The sequence below is a fragment of the Robiginitalea aestuariiviva genome, assembly GCF_029537735.1.
Lineage (GTDB): Bacteria > Bacteroidota > Bacteroidia > Flavobacteriales > Flavobacteriaceae > Robiginitalea > Robiginitalea aestuariiviva.
Window position 1 is genome coordinate 1,226,643 of record NZ_JARPUQ010000001.1, and the last position, 21,972, is coordinate 1,248,614.

A 21,972-nucleotide genomic window follows, 5' to 3' on the forward strand; every position below is an offset into this window, starting at 1 on the left:
AAAGCGCATAAACCATGATGGGATATTATATACTGATCGGGGCCATTGCCCTGATAAGCTGGCTGGTGAGCTCCCGCCTGAAAAACAAATTCCGCCATTACTCCAAGGTGCATTTGCAAAACGGGATGAGCGGGGCGGAGATCGCCGAAAAAATGTTGCAGGACCACGGGATCCGGGATGTGAAGGTGGTGAGCACCCCCGGGATGCTCACAGACCATTACAACCCCAGAAATAAAACTGTGAACCTGAGCGAAGGGGTGTACCACCAGCGCAACGCGGCGGCAGCGGCCGTTGCGGCCCACGAATGCGGCCATGCCGTACAACACGCCCAGGCCTATGAGTGGCTCACCATGCGCTCCAAACTGGTGCCTGTGGTGAGTGTTACCTCCGGGCTGTCCATGTGGGTGGTTATCGGCGGGATTGTGCTGGGGGCTGCCTCCGGGGCCGGGCTAGGCTTCTGGGTGGCTGTTGCCGGGTTGGGGATGATGGGTTTTGCCACCCTCTTCAGCTTCGTGACCCTGCCTGTGGAATACGATGCCAGTAACCGCGCCCTGGCCTGGCTTAAACACAACAACATGCTCACGCCTCAGGAATACAAGGGGTCCGAGGACGCCCTGAAGTGGGCGGCCCGCACCTACGTGGTAGCGGCCATTGGCTCCCTGGCTACCCTGGTGTACTGGGGGATGCAGGTCCTTGGCGGGCGGGATTAGGTTTCCCGCTCAGATTGCGATCTGCCGGTCAATTTGCTGATCCAGCGAAATGAAGGTTTCCGTTCGGGACACTCCTTCAATTTGCTGGATTTTTTTGTTGAGCAGGTGCATCAGGTGTTCATTGTCTTTACACAGCACCTTGATCAGGATAGACCAATTTCCCGTGGTGTAGTGGCATTCCAGCACTTCCGGGATTTTTTCCAGCTCTTTCACCGCATAGGGATTGCTCATGGCCTTGTCCAGGAAGATGCCAATATAGGCCATAGTGGTATAGCCCAGGGCTTTGGGGTTTACCATAAACTTGGAGCCGGCCAGCAGGCCGGATTTTTCGAGCTTGCGCAGGCGTTGGTGGATAGCCGCCCCTGAAATGCCAATATGCCGGGCAATTTCCAGGATGGGTTTCCGGGCGTCTTCCATCAGGTAGCGCAGGATTTTTTTGTCAATCCCGTCAATCTGGAGGGCGTCCTTGTTTCCTTTCATGTCTGGGGCGGTTTACCCGTTAAAGATAGCACATTACGCCGTAGTTCAGCTGGCTACAGAATCCGGGTTGTACCCCAGGTAGGGAACCTCGTATTCCCGGAAGGCGATCCCCTGCTTTTTTAGCCCTTCCAAAACCGGCTGGTAGACCTCCTCGCGGATGGGGATTTGTGCCCCGGGCTGGCTTACCTTCCCGTTCAGGATCAGCAGGGCGCCTATGGCTACCGGCAGCCCCACGGTCTTGGCCATGGCCGTAAGGCGACGGTCTTCTCCCAGGACCACCATATTGGAATCCAGCTGGTGCTTTTTCCCGTTTAGCAGGTACCCGAATTTGTGGTACATCACAATCATGTCCTTTTCCTCCGGCCCCAGGGTCCAGCTGGCCTCCAGGATTTCCTGCAGGACCTGGGCCGGGGTGGCATCTTCCTGCCGGATCTTCCGGCCCGCATCAAAGAGATGGAGCTCCAGGAGCTTGCCCCAGATAATGTCGTCCTGGTCAATTTTGAGGTAGTGCCGCAGTTTGAGTTCCACGGAATCTGTCGGGGAATAGGGCAGGAAGAGGTTTACGAATTCCCGGTAAGACATGCCCCGGGAGTTTTCGATGCGGTAGCTGTCGTCCGTCATTCCCAGTTGCACAAAGATGTTCCAGGCCCTGGAAAAGCCTACCCGGCGCATGGTGCCCCGGTATAGGGTAAGCGCGTCTTCCAGCCCATAGGCCTTGCGATAGCTCAGGGAATCCCGGTTGGCGTAGGCCTCAAAGGTGCCGTAATCCTGGATTTCCAGGAATTCCGTACGACGAAACAGTTTGTGGTAGGGAATGTACTTGTAGGTGCCTTCCTGAATGAATTTGGCCGCCCCGCCCTGCCCGGCCAGGACTACGTTCCGCGGGTTCCAGGTAAACTTGTAATTCCAGAGGTTGGTGTCGCTCTCCGGGGCCACCAGCCCGCCGGTAAAGGATTCAAAGAGCAACATCTTTCCTCCCCTGGCCTTGATGCGGTCAATCACCTGCATGGCACTCATGTGGTCAATGCCAGGGTCCAGGCCCATCTCATTCATAAAGACCAGGCCCTTTTTCCGTACCTCTGCATCCAGTTCGCGCATGCCCGGGCTAATGTAGGAGGCTGTGATCAGGTTTTTGCCAAAGGCCAGGCAGTCTTTGGCCACCTCCAGGTGCAGGGTGGGGGGCAGCATAGAAATCACCAGGTCTGTTGCCTGCACGGCGGCCCTGCGTTCTTCTGCATTGCCGATATCCAGCCCCCGGATTTCACTGCGCTCGTGTTTGGCCACCGATTCGGGCAGGTGTTCCGTGTTCTTATCGGCTATGGTGATTTGAAGGTCTTCCCTGCGGGATTCTTCCAGCAGGTGGTGCAGCAGGTAGGTGGCGGATTTGCCCGCGCCGATAACCAGGATGCGTCTTGGCATATTACTTGGGATTTGGCTGAGATCAAAAATATCAATTGTTACATTTGTAAAAAAATATATCCGAACAGTTATGAACAAAACAATCTGGGCTGTTGGCGCTTTTTTCGGATTGACCGCAGTAGCCCTGGGGGCCCTGGGTTCCCATGCCTTGCGGGAAAGCCTTACGGAAGCTGCCCTCGGGAGCTTTCAGACGGGAGTGCAGTATCAGATGTACCACGCCTTGTTCCTGCTGGTCCTGGGGTCTCAAAAATGGTTAACCGGACGCCACCGGAAACTCGTCTTTGGGTTGGTCACGGCGGGGGTGGTATGCTTTTCCTTTTCCATCTATGCCCTCAGTACCCAGACCCTCACCGGCCTGGACTTTGGCAGCATTGCCCTGGTTACCCCCTTGGGGGGCGGTTTGTTGCTGGTTGGATGGGGTTGGGTCCTCTATAGGGCCCTGGTTGCTATTCGCCGATAATTTGCCGGAATTCCCTTCCGGCTACCCAATATTTTTGAGAAATTTGCACCATTAAAAACCAAGTTATGAGTTCATCCGCTTCGGATACGAAAACGATTTCGCTGGAACCCTATGGGATTTCAGCCGGGCAGGTTCACTATCAGTTGCCAGCCGATGCCCTGCACCGCATCACCCTGGAAAAGGGGATGGGACAGGAAGCCGATTCCGGCGCCCTTGCGGTGAATACCGGGGAATTTACCGGGCGTTCGCCCCAGGACCGATTTATTGTCCGGGACAACATCACAGAGGATAAGGTCTGGTGGGGGCCGGTTAACCTCCCGTTTCAACCCGATGCCTTTGACCGCCTTTACAACAAGGTGGTGGCGTACCTGGAAGGGCGTGAGGTTTTTGTCCGCGACTGCTTTGCCTGTGCAGACCCCAACTATCGCATGGGCATCCGGGTCATTAACGAGTATCCCTGGTCCAACCAGTTTGCCTACAATATGTTTATCCGCCCCACAGCGGAAGAACTGGAGGGCTTTCAGGAAGAATGGGTGGTGGTAAATGCCCCTGGCTTTAAAGCCGACCCGGCTGTGGACGGGACCCGACAGCACAATTTTGCCATCCTGAATTTTACACGGAAAGTGGCCCTGATCGGGGGAACCGGGTATACGGGCGAGATCAAAAAGGGTATTTTTTCGGCATTGAATTTTATCCTCCCGGTCTACAAGAATACCCTGCCCATGCACTGTTCTGCCAATGTGGGGGAAGACGGGGAAACGGCAATCTTTTTTGGCCTTTCCGGTACCGGGAAGACTACCCTCTCCACGGATCCCGTGCGCAAGCTCATCGGCGATGACGAGCACGGGTGGACGGCCGAGGATACGGTTTTTAATTTCGAAGGGGGATGTTATGCCAAGGTGATTAACCTGAGCGCGGAAAATGAACCGGAAATCTATAAGGCTATCCGCAAAGGCGCTATTCTCGAGAATGTGATTATGGACAAGGCGGGGAAGGTAGATTTTGAGGACACCTCCATCACTCAAAACACCCGCGTTAGCTATCCGTTGTACCACATCGATAACCGGGAGGAACCCTCTATCGGGCATAACCCGAAGCATATCTTCTTCCTTACCGCGGATGCCTTTGGCGTGTTGCCCCCCATTTCGCGCCTGACCCCTGCCCAGGCTGCCTATCACTTTATTTCCGGGTACACCGCCAAGGTAGCCGGAACGGAGGCCGGGGTAGACGAACCTGTACCTTCCTTCTCGGCTTGTTTCGGGGCGCCCTTTATGCCGCTTCACCCCACCGTGTATGCCGAAATGCTGAGCCGGAAGATGAAAGAGTCCGGCACCAACGTCTGGCTGGTCAATACCGGGTGGACTGGCGGCCCTTACGGGGTAGGTACCCGGATGAAGCTCAAGTATACACGCGCCATGATTCATGCGGCCCTGAACGGCGATCTCGGGCTCTATACCTACGACACCTACCACATCCATTCCGTCTTTGGGGTGGCCCAGCCCCGGCAGTGCCCGGGCGTGCCTACCCAGGTCCTGAGCCCCCGGGCTACCTGGAACAACGATGAGGCGTATTATAAAACGGCGTTTAAGCTTACCAACGCTTTCCGGGAGAACTTCAAGAAGTTTGAAGCCTATGCCAGCGAGGAAATCCGTCGCGGCGGCCCACAGCGCTACGCCTTCTAAAATAAAAAGGGCTTCCCGGACGGATCCGGGAAGCCCTTTTTTAATACCACAGAGGCTGGCTGCGGTTATTTCTTATTGACCTCGTTGATGTATTTCTGAAGGGCCATGGTCATGGACGGGGTCTCCGGCGTAGGGGCCTGGATATCGATGCGAAGCCCGGCATCCGTGGCCGCGTTTACCGTGGAATTACCGAAGACGGCAATCCGGGTGTTGTTTTGTTCAAAGTCCGGGAAGTTTTTCAGCAGGGATTCGATGCCGGAGGGGCTGAAAAAGACCAGGATGTCGTAGTACACGTCCCGCAGGTCGGACAGGTCGCTAATAACGGTTTTGTAGAAAATACCGCGGGTCCAGTTAATGCCGGCCGCGTCCAGGGTTTCGGGCACCTGCGGTTTTAACACGTCCGAAGAGGGTAACAGGTATACCTCGTCCTTGTATTTCTTAAAGAGGGGCTGCAGGTCTACAAAATTGCGTTTTCCCACATAGATCTTCCGCTTGCGGTAAACCACATATTTCTGCAGGTAGTACGCCACGGCCTCGGACTGACAGAAGTATTTCATGGTATCCGGCACCTTGAAGCGCATCTCGTCTGCAATGCGGAAAAAGTGATCTACGGAATTCCGGCTGGTCAGGATAATGGCCGTATATTTCGAGAGGTCGATCTTCTGCTGACGGACGGATTTGGCATCTACCCCTTCCACATGGATGAAGGGGCGGAAGTCCACCTTGACCTTCTCCTTCTCAATGAGCTTCAAATAGGGACTGTTCTCCATTTTCGGTTCCGGCTGTGAAACCAAAATCGTCTTTACCTTCATACCCTTCAAGCGTTTACCAGATTATAAATAATCAATAATGGCGCAATTTCAAGTGCGCAAAGGTACAAAATAAAATAGAAAAAGCGCGTGGATACGAACATTTGGTGCATTTTCAGGATGTTGATTGCACCGATAATATTGACCACCAGCATTAGGATAAATCCTGCAAAAAGTAGCGCTTTAGCCTGCGGCCACAAGTAAATTAACAAGAGGTTTGCCAGAAAAAGACACAGGCTGCTGTAATTGAAATAGCTCCACTTCTGAAAAATCAAAAAACTTACGGCTGTCTGCGCCTCAAACAGGTAGCCGCCCAGGAGTTGTATCCCGGCCTTGACCAGGGTAAAAGCCAGAAGCCCGCCCAGTACCATCCAGAAGACAAACAAACCGTCCCACCGACTGGCGGCCGGAACCAGCGCCAGGATGGCAAAATACCCGAAAAGGGACAGGTTCATGAGCTGGAAGAGGCTCATGGAAATATGGAACCCACTGTGCAATTTCCCTTTTTTATTATTGAGGATCAGGTATTTATTGTTGAATGGAAGAATCAGGAAGTTCAGGAACCGGTTATAGGAAAGTGCTTTGGCAAAAACCAGGCAAAGCAGGCTTAGCAGGACAATCAGGCTCATCCAGTCTGCAGTGACCATTTGACGTTGTATGGCTTCCATCAGGGTTCCAGTTTTTGCGGCATGCCATTCAGCCCCCAATGCAGCCCCGGCAGACGAACCACAGCCCTCAGGTAAGCAGCCTGGTCCGTAACCCCTTTGGGCATTTCAAACTGGAATTGCAGGGTGTCCGAGGGTTGGATCAGGCGGCCTTCCTCCCATTCGATGGGCTGCACCGGGATGGACCGGATGATCCGTTTGTAAGGGTCCAGCAGGGCCAGGCCATACTGCAGGGAATCTGCCGCAACGGCTGCGGCATAGGGGTTGCGCACCCGGAAATCGTGTGTGCCTGAAAGAGTTAGCGGGTCTCCCTGGTCTACCCAGGCCTCCAGCTTTCTCAGGCTTTGGAAGGGGTCCATAAACGTGCCGTATTTCCGCTGCCCGCGGTCGTCCAGATACCAGTATGGGCCTTCCCGGGGAACAACCGGGGCGTAGAAGACCCGTCTCCCCTGCATATACGCCTCGGAATCGTCTATGGAGTACTGGTTTTTGCGGTAGTGGTCGTTATTCATGGAAAAGGAGGGCCTGCCGCTGTAGAAACTGTACATGGAGGCCTGGCGATAGGAGTTTTCGAAGACCACTTCGGCCCCGTCTGCCGTTTTCAGTAGGCGCTCCACCCAGGCCCGGTTCCCGTGGGCCTCAAAATGCACGGGGAACAGGGGCTCGTAGGCCAGCCCCAGCCGCAGCCAGAACAGGATAACCAGGTTGGCTATGGCAGCGCGCAAAAACCATTTGCCCCAGGCGGGTTGTTTGGCCAGCTGTTGCCCTACAATCAGCGCCAGGGGGATGCAGCAGGCAATGAGCCACTGGGTCTGTATCCTTCGCTGGAAACTGGAGACAAAAAAGAAGATTAAAATCCCCCAGGCCATGTATTGCAGGGCCTTCTGAAAGCGGTCCGTACCCCGGTGGCGGTACAGGGCCGCATACACCCATGGGAAGGTAAGCCCGAAAAGGGCGATGAGGTTCAGGAAATACCCGGCCGTAAATTTGGCAAAGTTGTAGGGTTGGTTGGGTCGCTCAAACAAGTGGTACCGGACCGTGACGAAATCCTGCTGGTACAACCACCCCAGGTGGGGGGCATAGGCGGTCAGGGACACAGCCAGGGCCATCCAGGCCCAGCGGTTGCGCAGCAGCCCGGGGTTAGACGCCAGGGTGAAAAGGATCACCAGGGCTGCGTGGTACTTGCTGTACATAAGCCCGGCCATAGCCAGCCCCAGAAAAAGGGCCTGCAGGGGCCCGGGGTCCTGCAGGAATTTGCGATAAACCCAGAGGAAGAGGGCGGTAAAGAAAAGCAGGGGGGTGTCCGGCAGGGCTAGAAAGCCATAGGCTTGCAGCAATACGATGGACAGGAACCACAGCAGCAGTGCCCCTGCCCGTTTGTGTTTTCCCGGAGCATCTATCAGGCTCCATAACAAGCAGAGGGTGCCAATACCCATAAAGGTGCTGAGCAGGCGTACGCCAAGCTCCCCGCTAAACAGCTGGCTGCCGGCCCAGATCATCCAGGCCACCATGGGCGGATGGTCAAAGTAACCCCAGGCGGGCTGTTGGGCGTAATACCAGTAGTAGGCCTCGTCGTAGAGGAGTTCGGTCAGGGAAGCCTGCAGCAGATTCAGGCCCAGCAGGCCCACGAGGCCCCAAAGCAGTACCCGCGGAAGATGTGGTCTCATAGGCACCGGAATTGCCGCCAAAGGTACAAAATATGCCCATGCACCAGCCGCGGAAGGGGCTACAAAATGGCAGCTTCTTGACTTCGGCCCAATGAAAAATGGTATTTTTGCTACCAAATCCGTAAGGCATGGCAGAAGGCTTGGTGATCATCCCGACCTATAATGAAATCGAAAATATCGAAGCCATTATCCGTGCCGTCTTTGACCTGCCCAGGGCCTATGATGTCCTTATTGTAGATGACGATTCCCCGGACGGCACGGCACAGCGGGTCATGGAATTGCAGGAAGAATACCCCGGCCGGCTGCACCTGGAGCGACGGAAAGGCAAAACCGGGTTGGGCACCGCTTACATTCATGGCTTTAAATGGGCCCTGGAGCGGGAATACCCCTATATCTTTGAGATGGATGCAGACTTCTCCCACCGTCCCACGGATTTGCCACGGCTGCACCGGGCCTGCCTGGACGGGGCAGATATGTCCATCGGCTCCCGGTACAAAAAGGGGGTAAATGTGGTGAACTGGCCCCTGCACCGGATGCTGCTGTCGTACGGGGCATCCTTTTACGTGAAACTGATTACCGGGATGCGGGTACACGACCCTACCGCCGGATTTGTCTGTTATAACCGCAAGGTGTTACAGGCCCTGGACCTGGACCAGGTTCGCTTTGTGGGCTATGCCTTCCAAATCGAAATGAAATACCGGGCGTACAAGAAAGGCTTTCGCCTGCAGGAAGTCTCCATTGTTTTTACGGACCGGGAGAAAGGGCAGTCCAAAATGAGTAAGACCATTGTGTGGGAAGCGGTGTTTGGGGTGCTGGGAATGAAAATGAGGAGTTTATTCAAGAAAAACGGTTTCTGATATGTCGCGTATACTGCTGAAAAATGCCAGGTTGGTCAATGAAGGGCAGGTGTTTGAGTCCGACCTTTTGATCGAGGGCCGGTTCATCCACCGCATCGACCGGGATATCTCGGACCCCCAGGCGCGGGTCATTGACCTTGCCGGGCATTTCCTGTTACCGGGCCTGATTGATGACCAGGTGCATTTCAGGGAACCCGGACTAACCCATAAGGGCGACATCCGCTCGGAAAGCCGGGCGGCCGTGGCCGGGGGGGTCACCTCCTTTATGGAGCAGCCCAACACCAACCCCCAGACCACTACGCTCGAAAAACTGGAGGAGAAGTTTGCCATGGCAGCCCGTTCTGCCTATGCCAATTACGCCTTTCCCCTGGGCGGCACCAACGATAACCTGGAGGAAATCAAACGCCTGGACCCCAAAGCCACTTCCGGGATTAAACTCTTCCTGGGATCTTCTACCGGGAACATGCTGGTGGACGATCTTGAGGTGCTGGAAAAGATCTTCCGGAGCACTTCCCTGGTGATCTGTGCCCACTGTGAAGACGAGGCTACCATCCGGGCCAACATGCTGCGGTATACCGAGCAATACGGGGAGCAGATCCCGATCCAATGCCACCCTGAAATCCGCAGTGCGGAAGCCTGCTACCTGTCTTCCAGCCGCGCTATTGCCCTGGCCGAGGAAACCGGGGCACGCCTGCATGTTTTCCACCTTTCCACCGGGAGGGAAACGGCCTTGTTCCGAAACGATATACCCCTCTCTGAGAAAAAGATCACGGCAGAGGCCTGTGTACACCACCTTTGGTTTTCCGATGCGGATTACGCCTCCAAGGGGGCCTTTATCAAGTGGAACCCGGCCGTGAAATCCCCAGAGGATCGCAGCCAGCTCTGGGAGGCGGTCCTGGACGACCGCATTGATGTGCTGGCCACGGACCATGCCCCCCATACCCTGGAGGAGAAGGCCAACCCCTATCCGAGTTGCCCGTCCGGAGGGCCCCTGGTGCAGCATGTGTTGCCGGCCCTGCTCGAGAAATACCGGGAAGGGGTGATCCCCCTGCCCAAGATCGTGGAAAAGATGTGCCATAACCCGGCCATCCTGTTCAATGTAGACCGTCGCGGATACTTGCGCGAAGGCTATTACGCAGACCTCACCGCCGTACGAACCGACCTGCCCTGGGCCGTGTCCCGGGAGAATGTCCTGTACAAATGCGGATGGTCGCCCTTTGAGGGGCAGACCTTCCAGTCGCGGGTGATGTATACCTTTGTAAATGGCCATCTGGCCTATGAAAACGGCAAGGTGTCCGATATCCGGGCTGCCATGCGACTTGAATTCAACCGCTGATGCGCCACAGTCTTTACACCATACTGTTTTTAGCCTGCTGGGGATGCGGGGAAGCCCTGATCGAACCCCCGGAGAACCTGATTCCCGAGGAGCAAATGAGCGAAATCCTGTATGATATTGCCATTGTGGAATCCATCAATAGCAGTTATCCCGGGGTCCTCAAACGGAATGGGATACAGGTCATGCCCTTTATCTACGAGAAATACGGGATCGATAGCCTGCAGTTTACCCAAAGCGACCTCTATTACGCCTCCAGGCCCGTAGTATACCAGAAAATCTATGAAACGGTTGAGGCCCGGCTGATCCGGGAGAAGGACAGTATTACCAAGGTAATCCAGGGGGCCAATGACCCGGAAAAGGAAGGAGAGGAATCTCCGGAGTAATTGGGTTTATGAGCGCACCCCCCGATCGCGCTTAAAGGCTTTCAGACAGTTGTCAATCACCTCCTGAACAGGTTGGAAGCGATAGCCCAGGGTGGCTTCCACCCGGGCAGCGCTGAAGGCTTTGGGTTGGCCCAGCCCCCGTGCCGTTCGTTTGCTCAGCCGGCGCTCCCGCCCGGTTATCCGGGTGCGCAACCAGTCCAGACGCCACAGGATTTCCAGTTGCCACGGGTGCAGTATCTGTTTGGGGGGCGCAACCCCCAGGCCTTCGGCAATGTGATCGATCACGGCCTTATAGGTCAGGTTCTCCGATATCAGAATATACCGCTGCCCGTAGTGGCCCCCGGTAGTGAGCCCAACCATACAGGCCACCACATCCCGGATCCCGATAAACCCGGTTCCCCCCGGGGGGTAGTATCGCATACCCGAGGCCGTGCGGCTGAAAAAGAGGTTGCTGCCCGTGTCCCAAAACCCCGGACCGAAAATCACCCCGGGGTTTACAATGACGGTTTGTAAGCCTTCCTGCCCACCACGCCATACCTCCATCTCCGCCAGGTATTTGCTGGTAGCGTACACGTTGGTGCGGGCCGGGTCCCAGGTATCGGATTCGGTCAGGGGAGGCGTAGTTCCGGCTACGGTAGAAATCGAACTCACATGGCAGAAGGTTTTCACCCCCAGCCCCAGACAGGTGTTTACCATATTCCGGGTCCCTTCCCAGTTGGTTTTGAGCAGGGCGTCTTCCCGTGACGGGTCAAAGGATACCAGGCCGGCACAATGGTAGACGGTATGCACCCCTGCCATAGCGGTTTCCAGGAAGGGAAGGTCCAGGATGTCTCCTTCCACCCATTCCAGCAGGGCTTCCCGGCCGGCTTCCCCGGGATGTTCGCGACGCCAGTGCGCCAACACGCGCTCCCGTGCGGAAGCACTGCGGCAGATTGCCCGGACCCGGGTATTGCGGCCCAGCAATTCCCAGACCAGATAACTGCCCACCAAACCTGTTGCGCCCGTTACGAAGACCATGTCGCAAAATTAGGGAATCCCAGCGGCATATTCGGGGCAGAAGCCGCCCGGACCGGGCGATTTAACTATCTTTGCTCCGCAAAAAATCTGATGAGGATGGTTTCGAATTTTGTTGAGGAACTCCAGTGGAGGGGCATGTTGCACGATATAATGCCCGGTACCGAAGAACACCTTCAGGAAGGGATGCATTCCGCCTATGTGGGCATTGACCCCACAGCGGACTCCCTGCATATCGGACACCTGGTTGGGGTGATGATGCTGCGCCATTTCCAACGGGCCGGTCACCGGCCTATTGCCCTGGTAGGAGGTGCTACCGGGATGATCGGGGACCCTTCGGGGAAGTCTGCGGAACGCAACCTGCTGGACGAAACCACGCTGCGCCACAATCAGGAAGCCTTGAAAAGCCAGCTGGCCCGATTCCTGGATTTTGACAGCAATGCGGACAATGCGGCCATCCTGGTGAACAATTACGACTGGATGAAGTCATTCAGTTTCCTGGATTTTATCCGGGACGTGGGGAAGCACATCACTGTAAATTACATGATGGCCAAGGATTCCGTCCGTAAACGGCTGTCCGAAGAATCGAACGAAGGCATGTCCTTTACGGAGTTCTCTTACCAGTTGGTGCAGGGGTACGATTTCCTGCATCTATACCGCTCCCACCAGTGCACCCTGCAGATGGGGGGCAGCGACCAGTGGGGCAACATCACTACCGGCACCGAACTAATTCGCCGGATTGACGGGGGCAAAGGGTTTGCCCTGACCTGCCCGCTGATTACCAAGGCAGACGGCACCAAATTCGGCAAAACCGAAAGCGGTAACGTTTGGCTGGATGCCGGGCGTACCTCCCCCTACAAATTCTATCAGTACTGGATGAATACCTCGGACGCCGATGCGGAGAAGTATATCAAGATCTTTACCCTGTTAGGGCGGGACGAAATTGAAACCCTGGTAGCGGAGCACAGCCAGGCTCCCCACCAAAGGGCGTTGCAACGGCGGCTTGCCCGGGAGATTACCACGATGGTCCACTCCCGGGAAGATCTGGAGCGGGCCGAACTGGCCAGCGAAATCCTCTTTGGGAAGGCTACGGCCGAAGCCCTGAAAGCCCTGGACCAGGCCACCTTTATGGAAGTTTTTGAAGGTGTCCCCCAGGCCCGGCTAAGCCGGGAAGACCTGGCCGATGGCCTGGATATGATTGCCGCCCTTTCCGCCCGGACCGGGTTTTTAAAATCCAATGGGGAAGCCCGGCGGGAGCTGGGGCAGAATGCCATTTCGGTAAACAAGAACAAGGTAGATGAAGCCTACCGCATTACGGCAGACGACCTGATTTCCGATCGCTTTGTACTGCTGCAGCGGGGGAAAAAGAATTACTTCGTCCTGATGGTGGACTAATCCTCTGGGCAAATGTCCGATTCAATTCCTGTTTACCGGTCCAGGGATGTAAAAGCCAGCCAGGACTTTTACGGGCCGCTCCTGGCAGACCGCCGGCAATGGCCTTCCGTTGCCGGGCACCTGGAGGCCCTTGCCGGACGTTTGCAAACAGGGTTCCAGCGCCGGGAGGCATATGGGGAGATTGCCCGCAAAAACCACCTGCCTGCACCCAGCCCCATCCCGGAAAACCCGGAGCAGCTCGCACGCCTTTGTATTGCCCGGGAATACGGTTTTCCAACCTGGGAGGCGGCCCTGAGCGCGAAAGACCCCTATAACCTGGAATTTGAAGCCGCCCTGGATGCCTTCCTGGCAGGGGACCTTTCGGATTTGGCGGGGTTGCTGCAGGCCTATCCGGACCTGGTATTCCAGGCTTCCCCCTATGGGCACCGGGCCACCCTACTGCATTATGCGGCCTGCAATGGAGTGGAAATCTGGCGGCAGCAGGTGCCGAAAAATTTGCCGGAAGCGGTGCAGCTACTGCTGGAGGCCGGCGCTAAGCCCATGGCCCTTGCCCATGTCTATGGGGGCGCTTTTACTACCCTGGAATTACTGCAAACCAGCGCACATCCCGCCGCTGCCGGGATAGCTCCCGCGCTTGCGGCATTGTTATCCTAGAGCATCAGCAGGTTACACCCGCGGATGTCCGAATGATCGAACCGGCCCAGGATTTCGAAGGTGCCGTCCGTATGCGTTTTTCCCAGGTCCTGTGTGGCTATGAAGGCACAGGAGTACCGGTTGGCCAGGTCTATAACATTAACCCCTCCGGTTCGCCCGTGGGGCCATTCGGACAGGGGGTCTTCGGTATCCCTGATCCGCACCTGCATCCATGGCGGGCATCGGAATAAGCCGTTTCCGCTGGAATACGCCTGGGAAAGCAATTCCGTCATGCCGTATTCCGAATGGATCCGGGGTTGTCCGAAGCCCTTTGAAAGTTCGGCATGGAGGGCTTCCCGAACCATTTCACGCCCCCGGCCTTTCATGCCTCCCGTTTCCATGATGGTAGTATTCCGAAGGTTCATGGGATGGGACCTTGCCAGGTCCAGCAGGGCATAGGAAACCCCGATCAGCAAGGTGCGGCCAGCTTCCCGGTCTGCCTGAATGATCCGGGCGGCCAGTTCCTCCGGGTTTCCGGTAAGGTACCCCCCCAGGGGGTGTGCGCTCTCCTGCATCAGGGCATCCACCATATAGATCAGGGAAGAGCCGGGTTGTTGTTGGTAAGAAGGCAGCAGGGCCAGGATACTGTGATCTGAAGGCGGGCCGTAGAATCTTTTAAAGGCATACAGGAAACTCTGGCGGTAGCGCTCGGGGTCTGCCACGTGGTGCTGGCTCCGAACACTTCCGGTGGTGCCGCTGCTCTGGAAGACCAGTTTGGATGCATTGCCTTTGGCCAGCAGGGTATGGGTCTTGAAAAAGGAAATGGGCAGGAAGGGAAGGTCGGAAAGGGTACGCACATTACCCGGGTGCCGGCCCAGGTGTTCGCAAAAGGTGCGATACAGGGGCACATGGGCAAATTGGAACGCAAAAGTTTCCAGGGCTGCCTCCTGAAAGGCTGCGGGGGTGTCTATCTCGAAAAAGGGAAATTCCTCCATGGGGCTCCAGCTGTGGCAAAAATAGCCAATGCCCCGATAGTTTCGGTGGATGGAGTCTAAACCTGGGGAAGGGAATTAACGAATGACCAGTTTCTTGGTAGCCACGGCGCCCTGCTGTTCAATCTGCACCATATAAACACCGGGCGTAAGCATGTGGATGGGGAGGGCATTGCCGTTGATGCGGCGTTCCAGCACAGCCTTTCCGAAAAGGTCGAAAATCCGAACCGTCTTCGGGGCATCCTCCCCCCCGGAAATATAGACGAAATCCCCGCTGGCAGGGTTTGGGCTCAGGGTAAAGGAAACCTCCTTCTCAGCGGGTTCGCGGCGCGACTGCTGTGCCGAGAGTGATAGGGCGACCAGTGCAAAAAGCAGCAGGTAGAGCTTTTTCATGAAGGTGGCGTGATTTGGGATCAACAGCCTAAAGGTAAGGCAGATGCGCCCCTGCGAATAGTATTTGTTGTGAATGGTGAGAAAATGTAGGTAAATCGAAGGCTGCCTGCATTTCATCGATAATTCCGTACCGTTTATCGATCAGAAAGGGTTACCGGACCACCAGTTTGCGGGTCGTTACCTTTTCCCGTTCAAAGACCTGTATGAGGTAAACCCCGGGTTCCAGATCGGAAATATTCAGCTCATTCCCCAGTAAAGTGGTTTCCAGAACCGGCGTGCCCAGCACGTCGTAAATCCGGATTTTTTTGGGAGCCTTGCGGGCCGTGATAACGTAAACTTTCCCTTCTGTGGCGGGGTTTGGGTAGAGTTTGAAGCCGTCGATATCCCCTTTCTCCGGTGCGCGCTGCGCCAGGGCGGAACTCAGGAAAAACAAAAAGATCAGGGTGTAAAACTGCTTCATATTCAAATCCCTGCAAAGGCCGTGCCACAAAGATAGGATTTTTGCATTCCCACGGCCATCCTCAGGATTAATTTCGCAAGATTTCCGGAATTCTCCAAACGCCGGCGTTATCGGCGGTAAAAGTTACCAAAAGGTTAACACCTTTTATTTCAGGTGGGGGGCCAAACGGCCGTGCCGGTTTTTGTGTATTTTTGAAGGGATCAATCCAAACCTTCCCCGCATGAAAAATCAGGATATCAAGATTTTACTGGTAGACGATGAGCCGGATATTCTGGAAATTCTCAGCTATAACCTCTCCTCGGAAGGCTACCAGGTTTTTACCGCCAAGAATGGGGCCGAAGGGGTGGATAAGGCCACTAAGAAACAGCCGCACCTGATTATCCTGGACGTAATGATGCCGGAAATGGACGGGATTGAGGCCTGCGAGATTATCCGCAGGACCAAGGGTTTGGAAGATACCCTGATCGCCTTCCTCACCGCCCGGAGCGAAGATTATTCCCAGGTTGCCGGTTTTGATGCCGGGGCGGACGATTACATTACCAAACCCATCAAACCCAAGGTATTGCTAAGCAAGGTTAAGGCCCTGCTGCGGCGCCTGCGCAGTGAACAGGATGCCCCTGAAGATATTCTGAAGGTGGGCAAACTGGTGATCAACCGGGAGCAGTACAAGGTTATCAACAACGGGGAAGAGCTTATTTTACCCCGCAAGGAGTTTGAATTGCTGGCCCTGCTGGCGTCCAAGCCGGACAAAGTCTTTAAGCGGGAAGTGATTCTGGACAAGGTCTGGGGGCAGGAAGTCGTTGTGGGGGGGCGCACCATAGACGTGCACATCCGTAAACTCCGGGAAAAAATCGGAGAGAACCATTTTAAAACCGTCAAAGGGGTCGGATACAAGTACGTGCAGTAATGGCCACGCAAATTCGCAAGTCTTACCGCTTTGCACTGCGTTCTTCCCTGCTCATCACTTTGCTGCTCGGGGCTGTGGCCCTGTTGGCCCTTTTAATAGCCGGGCAGTTTCAATCCTATCTGTTGGTCCTGGCCATCTTTTTACCGGCGGTGTTTGGGGTTTCCTTCCTGGTGATACAGATCCGGGCCGAAAAATTCATTTACCGCCGTATCAAGCAGATTTACGACGATGTAGCCCTGCTGGAATCTTCCTCCCTGGCTTCTGCCCCCATAACCACGGACATGAAGACCCTCACCGAGGAAATCGAAAAATTCGCCAAGGATAAAAAAGTGGAGATCGATACCCTCCGAATCCGGGAGGAATACCGAAAGGAATTTCTGGGCAATGTTTCCCACGAACTCAAGACACCCCTCTTTACCGTTCAGGGTTATATTGAAACCCTGCTGGACGGAGCCATGGAAGACAACAAGGTCCGGAAAAAGTACCTGCAGCGCGCGGCCAAGGGGGTAGAGCGACTCATTTACATTATCAAAGACCTGGATCTGATCACCAAACTGGAAATTGGCGATATGCACCTGGAGCGGGAGGCCTTCGACATTGTGGAGCTCATCCGGAATGTTTTTGAATTGCTTGAGATGAAGGCGTCCAAGAAGGGAATTTCCCTGGTTTTTGATCAGGAGTACACCGCTCCCATCTCGGTATATGCAGACCGGGAGAAAATTCAACAGGTGCTTACCAACCTGGTGGTGAATTCCATCAAATACGGCCACCGGGACGGGACCACGGAAGTCAGTGTGGAGAATCTGATCAAGAACAAGGTCATTGTCCGCGTAACCGATAATGGGGAAGGTATTGCCGAGCAGCACCTGACCCGCCTCTTCGAACGGTTCTACCGGGTAGACAAGAGCGGCAGCAGGAAAGAAGGGGGCAGCGGGCTGGGCCTGTCCATCGTTAAACACATCATCGAGGCGCACAACGAAAAGATTTATGTGGAGAGCGTGGTGGACGTGGGCAGTGAATTTTCCTTCACTCTGGAAAAAGCCCACCCTCAGAAGGCCTGACCCTGCCCTTTCCCACGCCCTTTTTCTTACTTTTGCCGGCAAAACCCAACCCACCGCCATGGGCAGCAAGAACAAACTCAAGCGCTTCCGCGACAACGAATCTTTCCCCAACGTCATCCAGCCGGCCCGGCAGGAGGTCCTGGACGGCACCTTCGCCCTGAGGGGCACATGGTCCGAACACTTCGGAAATGCCAATCCCATTGTGCTGGAGCTGGGCTGCGGCAAAGGGGATTACACCCTGGCCCTGGCCCGCCGCAACCCCGGGGTCAATTACATTGGGGTGGATATCAAAGGGGCGCGCATCTGGAGAGGGGCCAAGACGGCCCTGGAGGAATCCCTGCATAATGTGGCCTTTTTACGGAGCCATATTGAGTTGATCCACCTGCTGTTCGGGCCGGCCGAAGTGGCCGGGATATGGATCACCTTCCCCGACCCTCAGATCAAGTATAAACGCACCAAACACCGGATGACCAACCCGGCCTTTCTGGAGCGCTACCGCGACATTCTTGCTCCCGGTGGCCTGATCCACCTGAAGACGGACAGCGAATTCATGCACGGCTATACCCTGGGGCTTTTACACGGCCTGGGATGGCCCATCCACTATGCCAACCACGATATCTATCGCCTGGATGGTGCCCCCCCCGAAGCGACACAGATCCAGACTTTTTACGAAAAACAGTATCTTGAACGGGGTAAGGCCATTACCTACCTGCTGTTCAGCCTGGATTCGAAATGACGCACTTGCTGATTTTGTTTTTTGCCACCTTTTCCGCAGCTTTCATGGCTACGGTGCCACCGGGGCTGCTCAATATGAATGCAGCCAAGGTGAGTGTGGAAAAGGGAAAGTCCAACGGGCTGATCTTTAGCCTGGGGGTCTCCACCATGATTATGGTGCAGGCGTATATTGCGGTCCTCATATCCAAATTCCTGTACCGCCACCCGGAGGTGATCGCCTGGATTCAGAAGGCTGCCCTAGCCGTTTTCGCCTTTTTTGCCATCTACTTCTTCTTACTGGCCCGGAGAACGGGCGAGAGACCGGTAAAAATGGTGCGGGTGAGCCGGAAGAACAGCTTCTTCAAAGGCTTACTCCTGGCTGCGCTCAACTTTTTGACCATCCCGTACTACAGTGCTTTAAACGCCATGTGGAATACCTCGGGTTGGATTCAGTTCAAGTTCTGGGATATTGCCATTTTTGTACTGGCCGCCGGCTGCGGCACCTACGCGGTCCTGTATCTCTATACGGTATACTTCAAAAAACTGGAGGCCCGTTCCGGCGCTTTCTCCAAGAATTCCAACTACGTGCTCAGTGCGCTAATGTTGTTTCTTTTGGTCATTACCCTGATCCGAATTTTTTACACCTGAGTATGGCAGGCGAAACCGACCCTTTCTTCGATCGCGTTTACGCCGTGGTACGGCAGGTCCCCTACGGTCGGGTAACCTCTTACGGGGCGATAGCGAAATTTCTGGGCATGGCGCGCAGCGCCCGCGTGGTAGGGTGGGCCATGAACCAGTCCCACGGGATGGAGGACGTCCCTGCCCATAGGGTGGTGAACCGCAACGGCCTGCTAACCGGGAAACACCATTTTCAGGGGACCAACCTCATGCAGCAATTGCTGGAAAACGAAGGGGTAGCGGTGCGGGATAACCAGGTAACGGATTTCAAACGCCTCTTCTGGGACCCGTCCGAGGAACTCTAGGGCGTTGGTTTTCCTGTTGTACCTTCTGGATTTGGATTCCAAGCCGTATCTTTGTGCACTATAGCGAACCTGGATAAGATTATGTCGATTAAGCTGGATAAGAAGGAGATACTGGATGCCCTGGCAACCATAACCGTTCCCGGAGAGGGCGGAAATATGGTGGAAACCGGTGCCGTGCGCAACGTGCAGGTATTCGGAGATGAAGTGATCGTAGACCTCACCATCAAAAACCCGAGCCTGCAGGCGCGGAAAAAGACGGAGGTCAGCATTTTGAAAACCATCCACGACCAGGTATACCCCAAGGCCAAGATCAAGGTAAATGTGCAGGTAGAGGCCCCGGCGGCCCCCCAGGCCAACCTGATCAAGGGTAAGGCCATACCCGGCATCAAAAACGTGATCGCCGTGGCCAGTGGCAAGGGTGGGGTAGGGAAGTCTACCGTTACGGCCAACCTGGCGGTTACTTTGGCGCAGATGGGCTTTGAGGTAGGGCTGCTGGATGCCGACATCTATGGTCCGTCTATCCCCATCATGTTCGACGTGGTGCATGAAAAGCCCCTGGCGGTGACAGTGGACGGCAAGTCCCGTATGCGGCCGGTGGAAAGTTATGGGGTAAAAATCCTGTCCATCGGGTTCTTTACGGAACCCAACCAGGCGGTAATCTGGCGTGGCCCTATGGCGGCCAAGGCCCTAAACCAGATGATTTTTGACGCCCATTGGGGCGAACTGGATTTCCTGTTGATAGACCTGCCGCCGGGAACGGGGGATATACACCTGAGTATTATGCAGGCCCTCCCGGTTACCGGGGCGGTGGTGGTGAGTACCCCCCAGCCCATAGCCCTGGCCGATGCGCGCAAAGGGGTAGCCATGTTCCAGCAGGATGCCATACAGGTGCCCGTGCTGGGAGTCCTGGAGAATATGGCCTATTTTACACCGGAAGAGTTGCCGGACAACAAATATTACATCTTCGGAAAACACGGGGCGCGGGACCTGGCCGAGGACCTGGGCATCCCCTTTTTGGGGGAGGTTCCTTTGGTTCAGGGCATCCGCGAGGCAGGCGACGTGGGCAGGCCTGCCGCCCTGCAGTCGGGCACGCCTGTGCAGGAAGCCTTCCAGGAAGTAACCCGCAATGCGGTAAGCGAGCTGGTGGCGCGCAACGAGCAGTTGCCCCCGACCGAAGCAATTAAAATCACGACCATGGCTGGTTGTTCCGCCGTGAAAAAGAATTAGGTATGACGTCTGAGGAATTAAAGTCTAAAGTAGAGGAGGCGCTGGAAGAAATCCGCCCTTTTCTCCAGAGCGACGGAGGTGATATTGCCCTGATCGGCATCGAGGAAGACAAACTCGTGAAGGTCAGGCTGGAAGGCACCTGCGTTGGCTGCTCCGTAAATCAGATGACCCTGAAAAGCGGGGTGGAAATGACTATCAAGAAGCACGCTCCCCAAATCGAACAAGTCGTCAATGTTGAGTAACTCGTGTTTGAAAAATGCATTGGATTAACCGTGCAGTTTTCAACCGAATGAACCGACAAAACGTATGATAAAAACCGACATCCTTATTATAGGAGCCGGACCTACAGGTCTTTTTGCCGTTTTTGAAGCGGGCCTGCTGCAGTTGAAGTGCCATCTGATCGATGCGCTGCCGCAGCCCGGGGGCCAATTGGCCGAAATCTACCCAAAAAAGCCCATTTATGATATCCCCGGCTTCCCGGAAGTGCTGGCAGGCGATCTGGTCGATAACCTGATGGCCCAGATTGCACCCTTCCAACCCGGATTCACCCTGGGGGAGCGGGCGGACACGATTGAACCCCAGGAAGATGGTACCTTCATCGTTACCACGAGCGAAGGGACCCGCCACCAGGCCCCTGTAGTGGCCATTGCCGGTGGCCTGGGCAGTTTTGAGCCCCGCAAGCCAGAGCTGGACCGCCTGGAGGACTTCGAGGACCGGGGCGTTACCTATATGATACGCGAACCGGAAGCCTACCGGGGCAAGCGGGTGGTGATTGCAGGGGGTGGCGATTCCGCCCTGGATTGGAGCATTTACCTGGCCGAAGTGGCCCGGGAAGTGACCCTGATTCACCGCCGTACCGAGTTTCGCGGGGCCCTGGATTCCGTAGAAAAAGTGCAACAACTGAAGAATGAAGGCAAAATCCGCCTGATCACGCCGGCAGAAGTGGTGGGCCTGGAGGGTGCTGACCGTCTTGAGGCGATTCGCGTACACCGCGGCGGGCTGGACGGGGAGGAGCTCACCCTGGAGACGGATGCCTTTATCCCCCTTTTCGGGCTTTCGCCCAAACTGGGGCCCATTGCCAAATGGGGCCTGGAGATTGAAAAGAATGCCATCAAGGTAGACAACACCCTGGATTACCAGACCAACATCCCCGGCATTTACGCCATAGGGGATGTAAACACCTACCCAGGGAAACTCAAATTAATCCTCTGCGGTTTTCACGAGGCCACTCTGATGTGTCAGAGCGCCTACCGGCGTATTTACCCGGACAAGCGCTATGTTATGAAATATACCACCGTAGGGGGCATCCATGGCTTTGATGGCAGCAAGAAAGAGGCCCCTAAAGCCGTTGTAAAAAGCATCGACTAAGCCCTGTAAATCCCGATAGCAGATGAGCGATATCAGCGTTACGATCATAGACCGTCACGGACACCCCCACCAGGTAGAGGCGCCTACCGATATGAATATGAACCTCATGGAACTGGTCAGGGCCTACGAACTGGCCCCGGAAGGTACCATAGGGGTATGCGGTGGGATGGCCATGTGCGCCAGTTGCCAGTGCTATGTGCTTAGCCCCCACGCCCTGCCCGGCAAATCCGACGAGGAGGAGGCTATGCTTTCCGAAGCCTTTTATGTGCGGGATGCCAGCCGGCTGGGCTGCCAAATCCACCTCACGCAAGAATTAAACGGCTTGGAGGTGGAATTGGCTCCCGAGGGTTCTTAAGT

26 protein-coding genes are annotated in these 21,972 nt (G+C 55.5%); 17 read left to right on the forward strand and 9 right to left on the reverse strand.

Annotated features, from left to right (window positions below):
- Positions 1-14 precede the first annotated feature (14 nt).
- Positions 15-710 carry a zinc metallopeptidase gene (locus OZ410_RS05475; protein WP_277706912.1) on the forward strand — a complete coding sequence of 232 codons (696 nt, stop codon included), beginning with the start codon at positions 15-17 and terminating at the stop codon, positions 708-710.
- Positions 711-719: 9 nt separating this feature from the next.
- On the opposite strand, the gene OZ410_RS05480 is transcribed toward OZ410_RS05475, so the two are convergent.
- On the reverse strand, positions 720-1,190 hold the full coding sequence (locus OZ410_RS05480) for an Lrp/AsnC ligand binding domain-containing protein (RefSeq protein ID WP_277706913.1): 471 nt from the start codon (positions 1,188-1,190) through the stop codon (positions 720-722).
- A gap of 45 nt (positions 1,191-1,235) precedes the next feature.
- Positions 1,236-2,609, reverse strand: a complete 1,374-nt coding sequence (locus OZ410_RS05485; protein WP_277706914.1) for a saccharopine dehydrogenase family protein — start codon at positions 2,607-2,609, stop codon at positions 1,236-1,238.
- Positions 2,610-2,679: 70 nt separating this feature from the next.
- Here OZ410_RS05485 and OZ410_RS05490 point away from each other — a divergent pair, with 70 nt between their 5' ends.
- Positions 2,680-3,069 carry a DUF423 domain-containing protein gene (locus OZ410_RS05490; RefSeq protein WP_277706915.1) on the forward strand — a complete coding sequence of 130 codons (390 nt, stop codon included), beginning with the start codon at positions 2,680-2,682 and terminating at the stop codon, positions 3,067-3,069.
- A gap of 65 nt (positions 3,070-3,134) precedes the next feature.
- Positions 3,135-4,751 carry a phosphoenolpyruvate carboxykinase (ATP) gene (pckA, locus tag OZ410_RS05495; RefSeq protein WP_277706916.1) on the forward strand — a complete coding sequence of 539 codons (1,617 nt, stop codon included), beginning with the start codon at positions 3,135-3,137 and terminating at the stop codon, positions 4,749-4,751.
- 65 nt (positions 4,752-4,816) lie between these two features.
- Here pckA and OZ410_RS05500 read toward each other — a convergent pair whose 3' ends face one another.
- From OZ410_RS05500 to OZ410_RS05510, 3 genes are read right to left on the reverse strand one after another with little or no spacing between them, the layout of a single operon-like run.
- Positions 4,817-5,563, reverse strand: coding sequence for a uroporphyrinogen-III synthase (locus OZ410_RS05500; protein ID WP_277706917.1), 747 nt, complete (start codon positions 5,561-5,563; stop codon positions 4,817-4,819).
- Between the two features lie 5 nt (positions 5,564-5,568).
- Entirely contained in the window at positions 5,569-6,228 is a 660-nt protein-coding gene (locus OZ410_RS05505; RefSeq protein ID WP_277706918.1) for a DUF4271 domain-containing protein, read from the reverse strand.
- Positions 6,228-7,892: an ArnT family glycosyltransferase gene (locus tag OZ410_RS05510; RefSeq protein ID WP_277706919.1), complete on the reverse strand. Its 1,665-nt coding sequence runs from the start codon at positions 7,890-7,892 to the stop codon at positions 6,228-6,230. The genes OZ410_RS05505 and OZ410_RS05510 overlap by 1 nt, the downstream gene beginning before the upstream one ends.
- Positions 7,893-8,020: 128 nt before the next feature.
- On the opposite strand from OZ410_RS05510, the gene OZ410_RS05515 reads away from it, so the two are divergent.
- Genes OZ410_RS05515 through OZ410_RS05525 form a run of 3 tightly spaced genes read left to right on the forward strand, consistent with a single transcriptional unit; the run spans position 8,021 to position 10,468 of the window.
- Positions 8,021-8,749, forward strand: a complete 729-nt coding sequence (locus tag OZ410_RS05515) for a polyprenol monophosphomannose synthase (RefSeq protein WP_277706920.1) — start codon at positions 8,021-8,023, stop codon at positions 8,747-8,749.
- A 1-nt stretch (position 8,750) separates the two neighbouring features.
- Complete coding sequence (locus OZ410_RS05520) at positions 8,751-10,085, forward strand: dihydroorotase (protein WP_277706921.1); 1,335 nt, start codon at positions 8,751-8,753, stop codon at positions 10,083-10,085.
- Positions 10,085-10,468 carry a DUF4296 domain-containing protein gene (locus OZ410_RS05525; RefSeq protein WP_277706922.1) on the forward strand — a complete coding sequence of 128 codons (384 nt, stop codon included), beginning with the start codon at positions 10,085-10,087 and terminating at the stop codon, positions 10,466-10,468. The genes OZ410_RS05520 and OZ410_RS05525 overlap by 1 nt, the downstream gene beginning before the upstream one ends.
- Before the next feature lie 6 nt (positions 10,469-10,474).
- On the opposite strand, the gene OZ410_RS05530 is transcribed toward OZ410_RS05525, so the two are convergent.
- The gene (locus OZ410_RS05530) at positions 10,475-11,485 is read right to left on the reverse strand and encodes an NAD-dependent epimerase/dehydratase family protein (RefSeq protein WP_277706923.1); all 1,011 of its coding nucleotides are present in this window, start codon (positions 11,483-11,485) and stop codon (positions 10,475-10,477) included.
- 96 nt (positions 11,486-11,581) lie between these two features.
- Between OZ410_RS05530 and tyrS the strand changes: the two genes are divergently transcribed.
- Positions 11,582-12,877 carry a tyrosine--tRNA ligase gene (gene tyrS / locus OZ410_RS05535; protein ID WP_277706924.1) on the forward strand — a complete coding sequence of 432 codons (1,296 nt, stop codon included), beginning with the start codon at positions 11,582-11,584 and terminating at the stop codon, positions 12,875-12,877.
- Positions 12,878-12,889: 12 nt separating this feature from the next.
- The gene (locus OZ410_RS05540; protein ID WP_277706925.1) at positions 12,890-13,531 is read left to right on the forward strand and encodes a hypothetical protein; all 642 of its coding nucleotides are present in this window, start codon (positions 12,890-12,892) and stop codon (positions 13,529-13,531) included.
- Here the strand turns inward: OZ410_RS05540 and OZ410_RS05545 are convergent.
- The 3 genes from OZ410_RS05545 to OZ410_RS05555 form a co-directional block, all read right to left on the reverse strand.
- Positions 13,528-14,505, reverse strand: a complete 978-nt coding sequence (locus OZ410_RS05545; RefSeq protein ID WP_277706926.1) for a long-chain-fatty-acid--protein ligase — start codon at positions 14,503-14,505, stop codon at positions 13,528-13,530. The two genes, OZ410_RS05540 and OZ410_RS05545, sit on opposite strands and share 4 nt — an antisense overlap.
- Before the next feature lie 75 nt (positions 14,506-14,580).
- The gene (locus tag OZ410_RS05550; protein WP_277706927.1) at positions 14,581-14,895 is read right to left on the reverse strand and encodes a T9SS type A sorting domain-containing protein; all 315 of its coding nucleotides are present in this window, start codon (positions 14,893-14,895) and stop codon (positions 14,581-14,583) included.
- 151 nt (positions 14,896-15,046) lie between these two features.
- Positions 15,047-15,355, reverse strand: a complete 309-nt coding sequence (locus OZ410_RS05555) for a T9SS type A sorting domain-containing protein (RefSeq protein WP_277706928.1) — start codon at positions 15,353-15,355, stop codon at positions 15,047-15,049.
- A 220-nt stretch (positions 15,356-15,575) separates the two neighbouring features.
- On the opposite strand from OZ410_RS05555, the gene OZ410_RS05560 reads away from it, so the two are divergent.
- From OZ410_RS05560 to OZ410_RS05600, 9 genes are all read left to right on the forward strand, one after another.
- The gene (locus OZ410_RS05560; protein WP_277706929.1) at positions 15,576-16,262 is read left to right on the forward strand and encodes a response regulator transcription factor; all 687 of its coding nucleotides are present in this window, start codon (positions 15,576-15,578) and stop codon (positions 16,260-16,262) included.
- A complete protein-coding gene (locus OZ410_RS05565; RefSeq protein WP_277706930.1) occupies positions 16,262-17,323 on the forward strand; it encodes a sensor histidine kinase in 1,062 nt (353 codons plus the stop codon). The genes OZ410_RS05560 and OZ410_RS05565 overlap by 1 nt, the downstream gene beginning before the upstream one ends.
- 58 nt (positions 17,324-17,381) lie before the next feature.
- A complete protein-coding gene (gene trmB, locus OZ410_RS05570; RefSeq protein WP_277706931.1) occupies positions 17,382-18,059 on the forward strand; it encodes a tRNA (guanosine(46)-N7)-methyltransferase TrmB in 678 nt (225 codons plus the stop codon).
- Positions 18,056-18,685, forward strand: coding sequence for a LysE family transporter (locus OZ410_RS05575; protein WP_277706932.1), 630 nt, complete (start codon positions 18,056-18,058; stop codon positions 18,683-18,685). The genes trmB and OZ410_RS05575 overlap by 4 nt, the downstream gene beginning before the upstream one ends.
- 2 nt (positions 18,686-18,687) lie before the next feature.
- Positions 18,688-19,020, forward strand: coding sequence for an MGMT family protein (locus OZ410_RS05580; RefSeq protein WP_277706933.1), 333 nt, complete (start codon positions 18,688-18,690; stop codon positions 19,018-19,020).
- A gap of 87 nt (positions 19,021-19,107) precedes the next feature.
- Complete coding sequence (locus tag OZ410_RS05585) at positions 19,108-20,247, forward strand: Mrp/NBP35 family ATP-binding protein (RefSeq protein WP_277707175.1); 1,140 nt, start codon at positions 19,108-19,110, stop codon at positions 20,245-20,247.
- 2 nt (positions 20,248-20,249) lie between these two features.
- Positions 20,250-20,489, forward strand: a complete 240-nt coding sequence (locus OZ410_RS05590) for a NifU family protein (protein ID WP_277706934.1) — start codon at positions 20,250-20,252, stop codon at positions 20,487-20,489.
- Positions 20,490-20,553: 64 nt separating this feature from the next.
- Positions 20,554-21,615, forward strand: coding sequence for an NAD(P)/FAD-dependent oxidoreductase (locus OZ410_RS05595; protein ID WP_277706935.1), 1,062 nt, complete (start codon positions 20,554-20,556; stop codon positions 21,613-21,615).
- A gap of 22 nt (positions 21,616-21,637) precedes the next feature.
- Entirely contained in the window at positions 21,638-21,970 is a 333-nt protein-coding gene (locus tag OZ410_RS05600) for a 2Fe-2S iron-sulfur cluster-binding family protein (protein ID WP_277706936.1), read from the forward strand.
- The last annotated feature ends 2 nt before the right edge of the window (positions 21,971-21,972 follow it).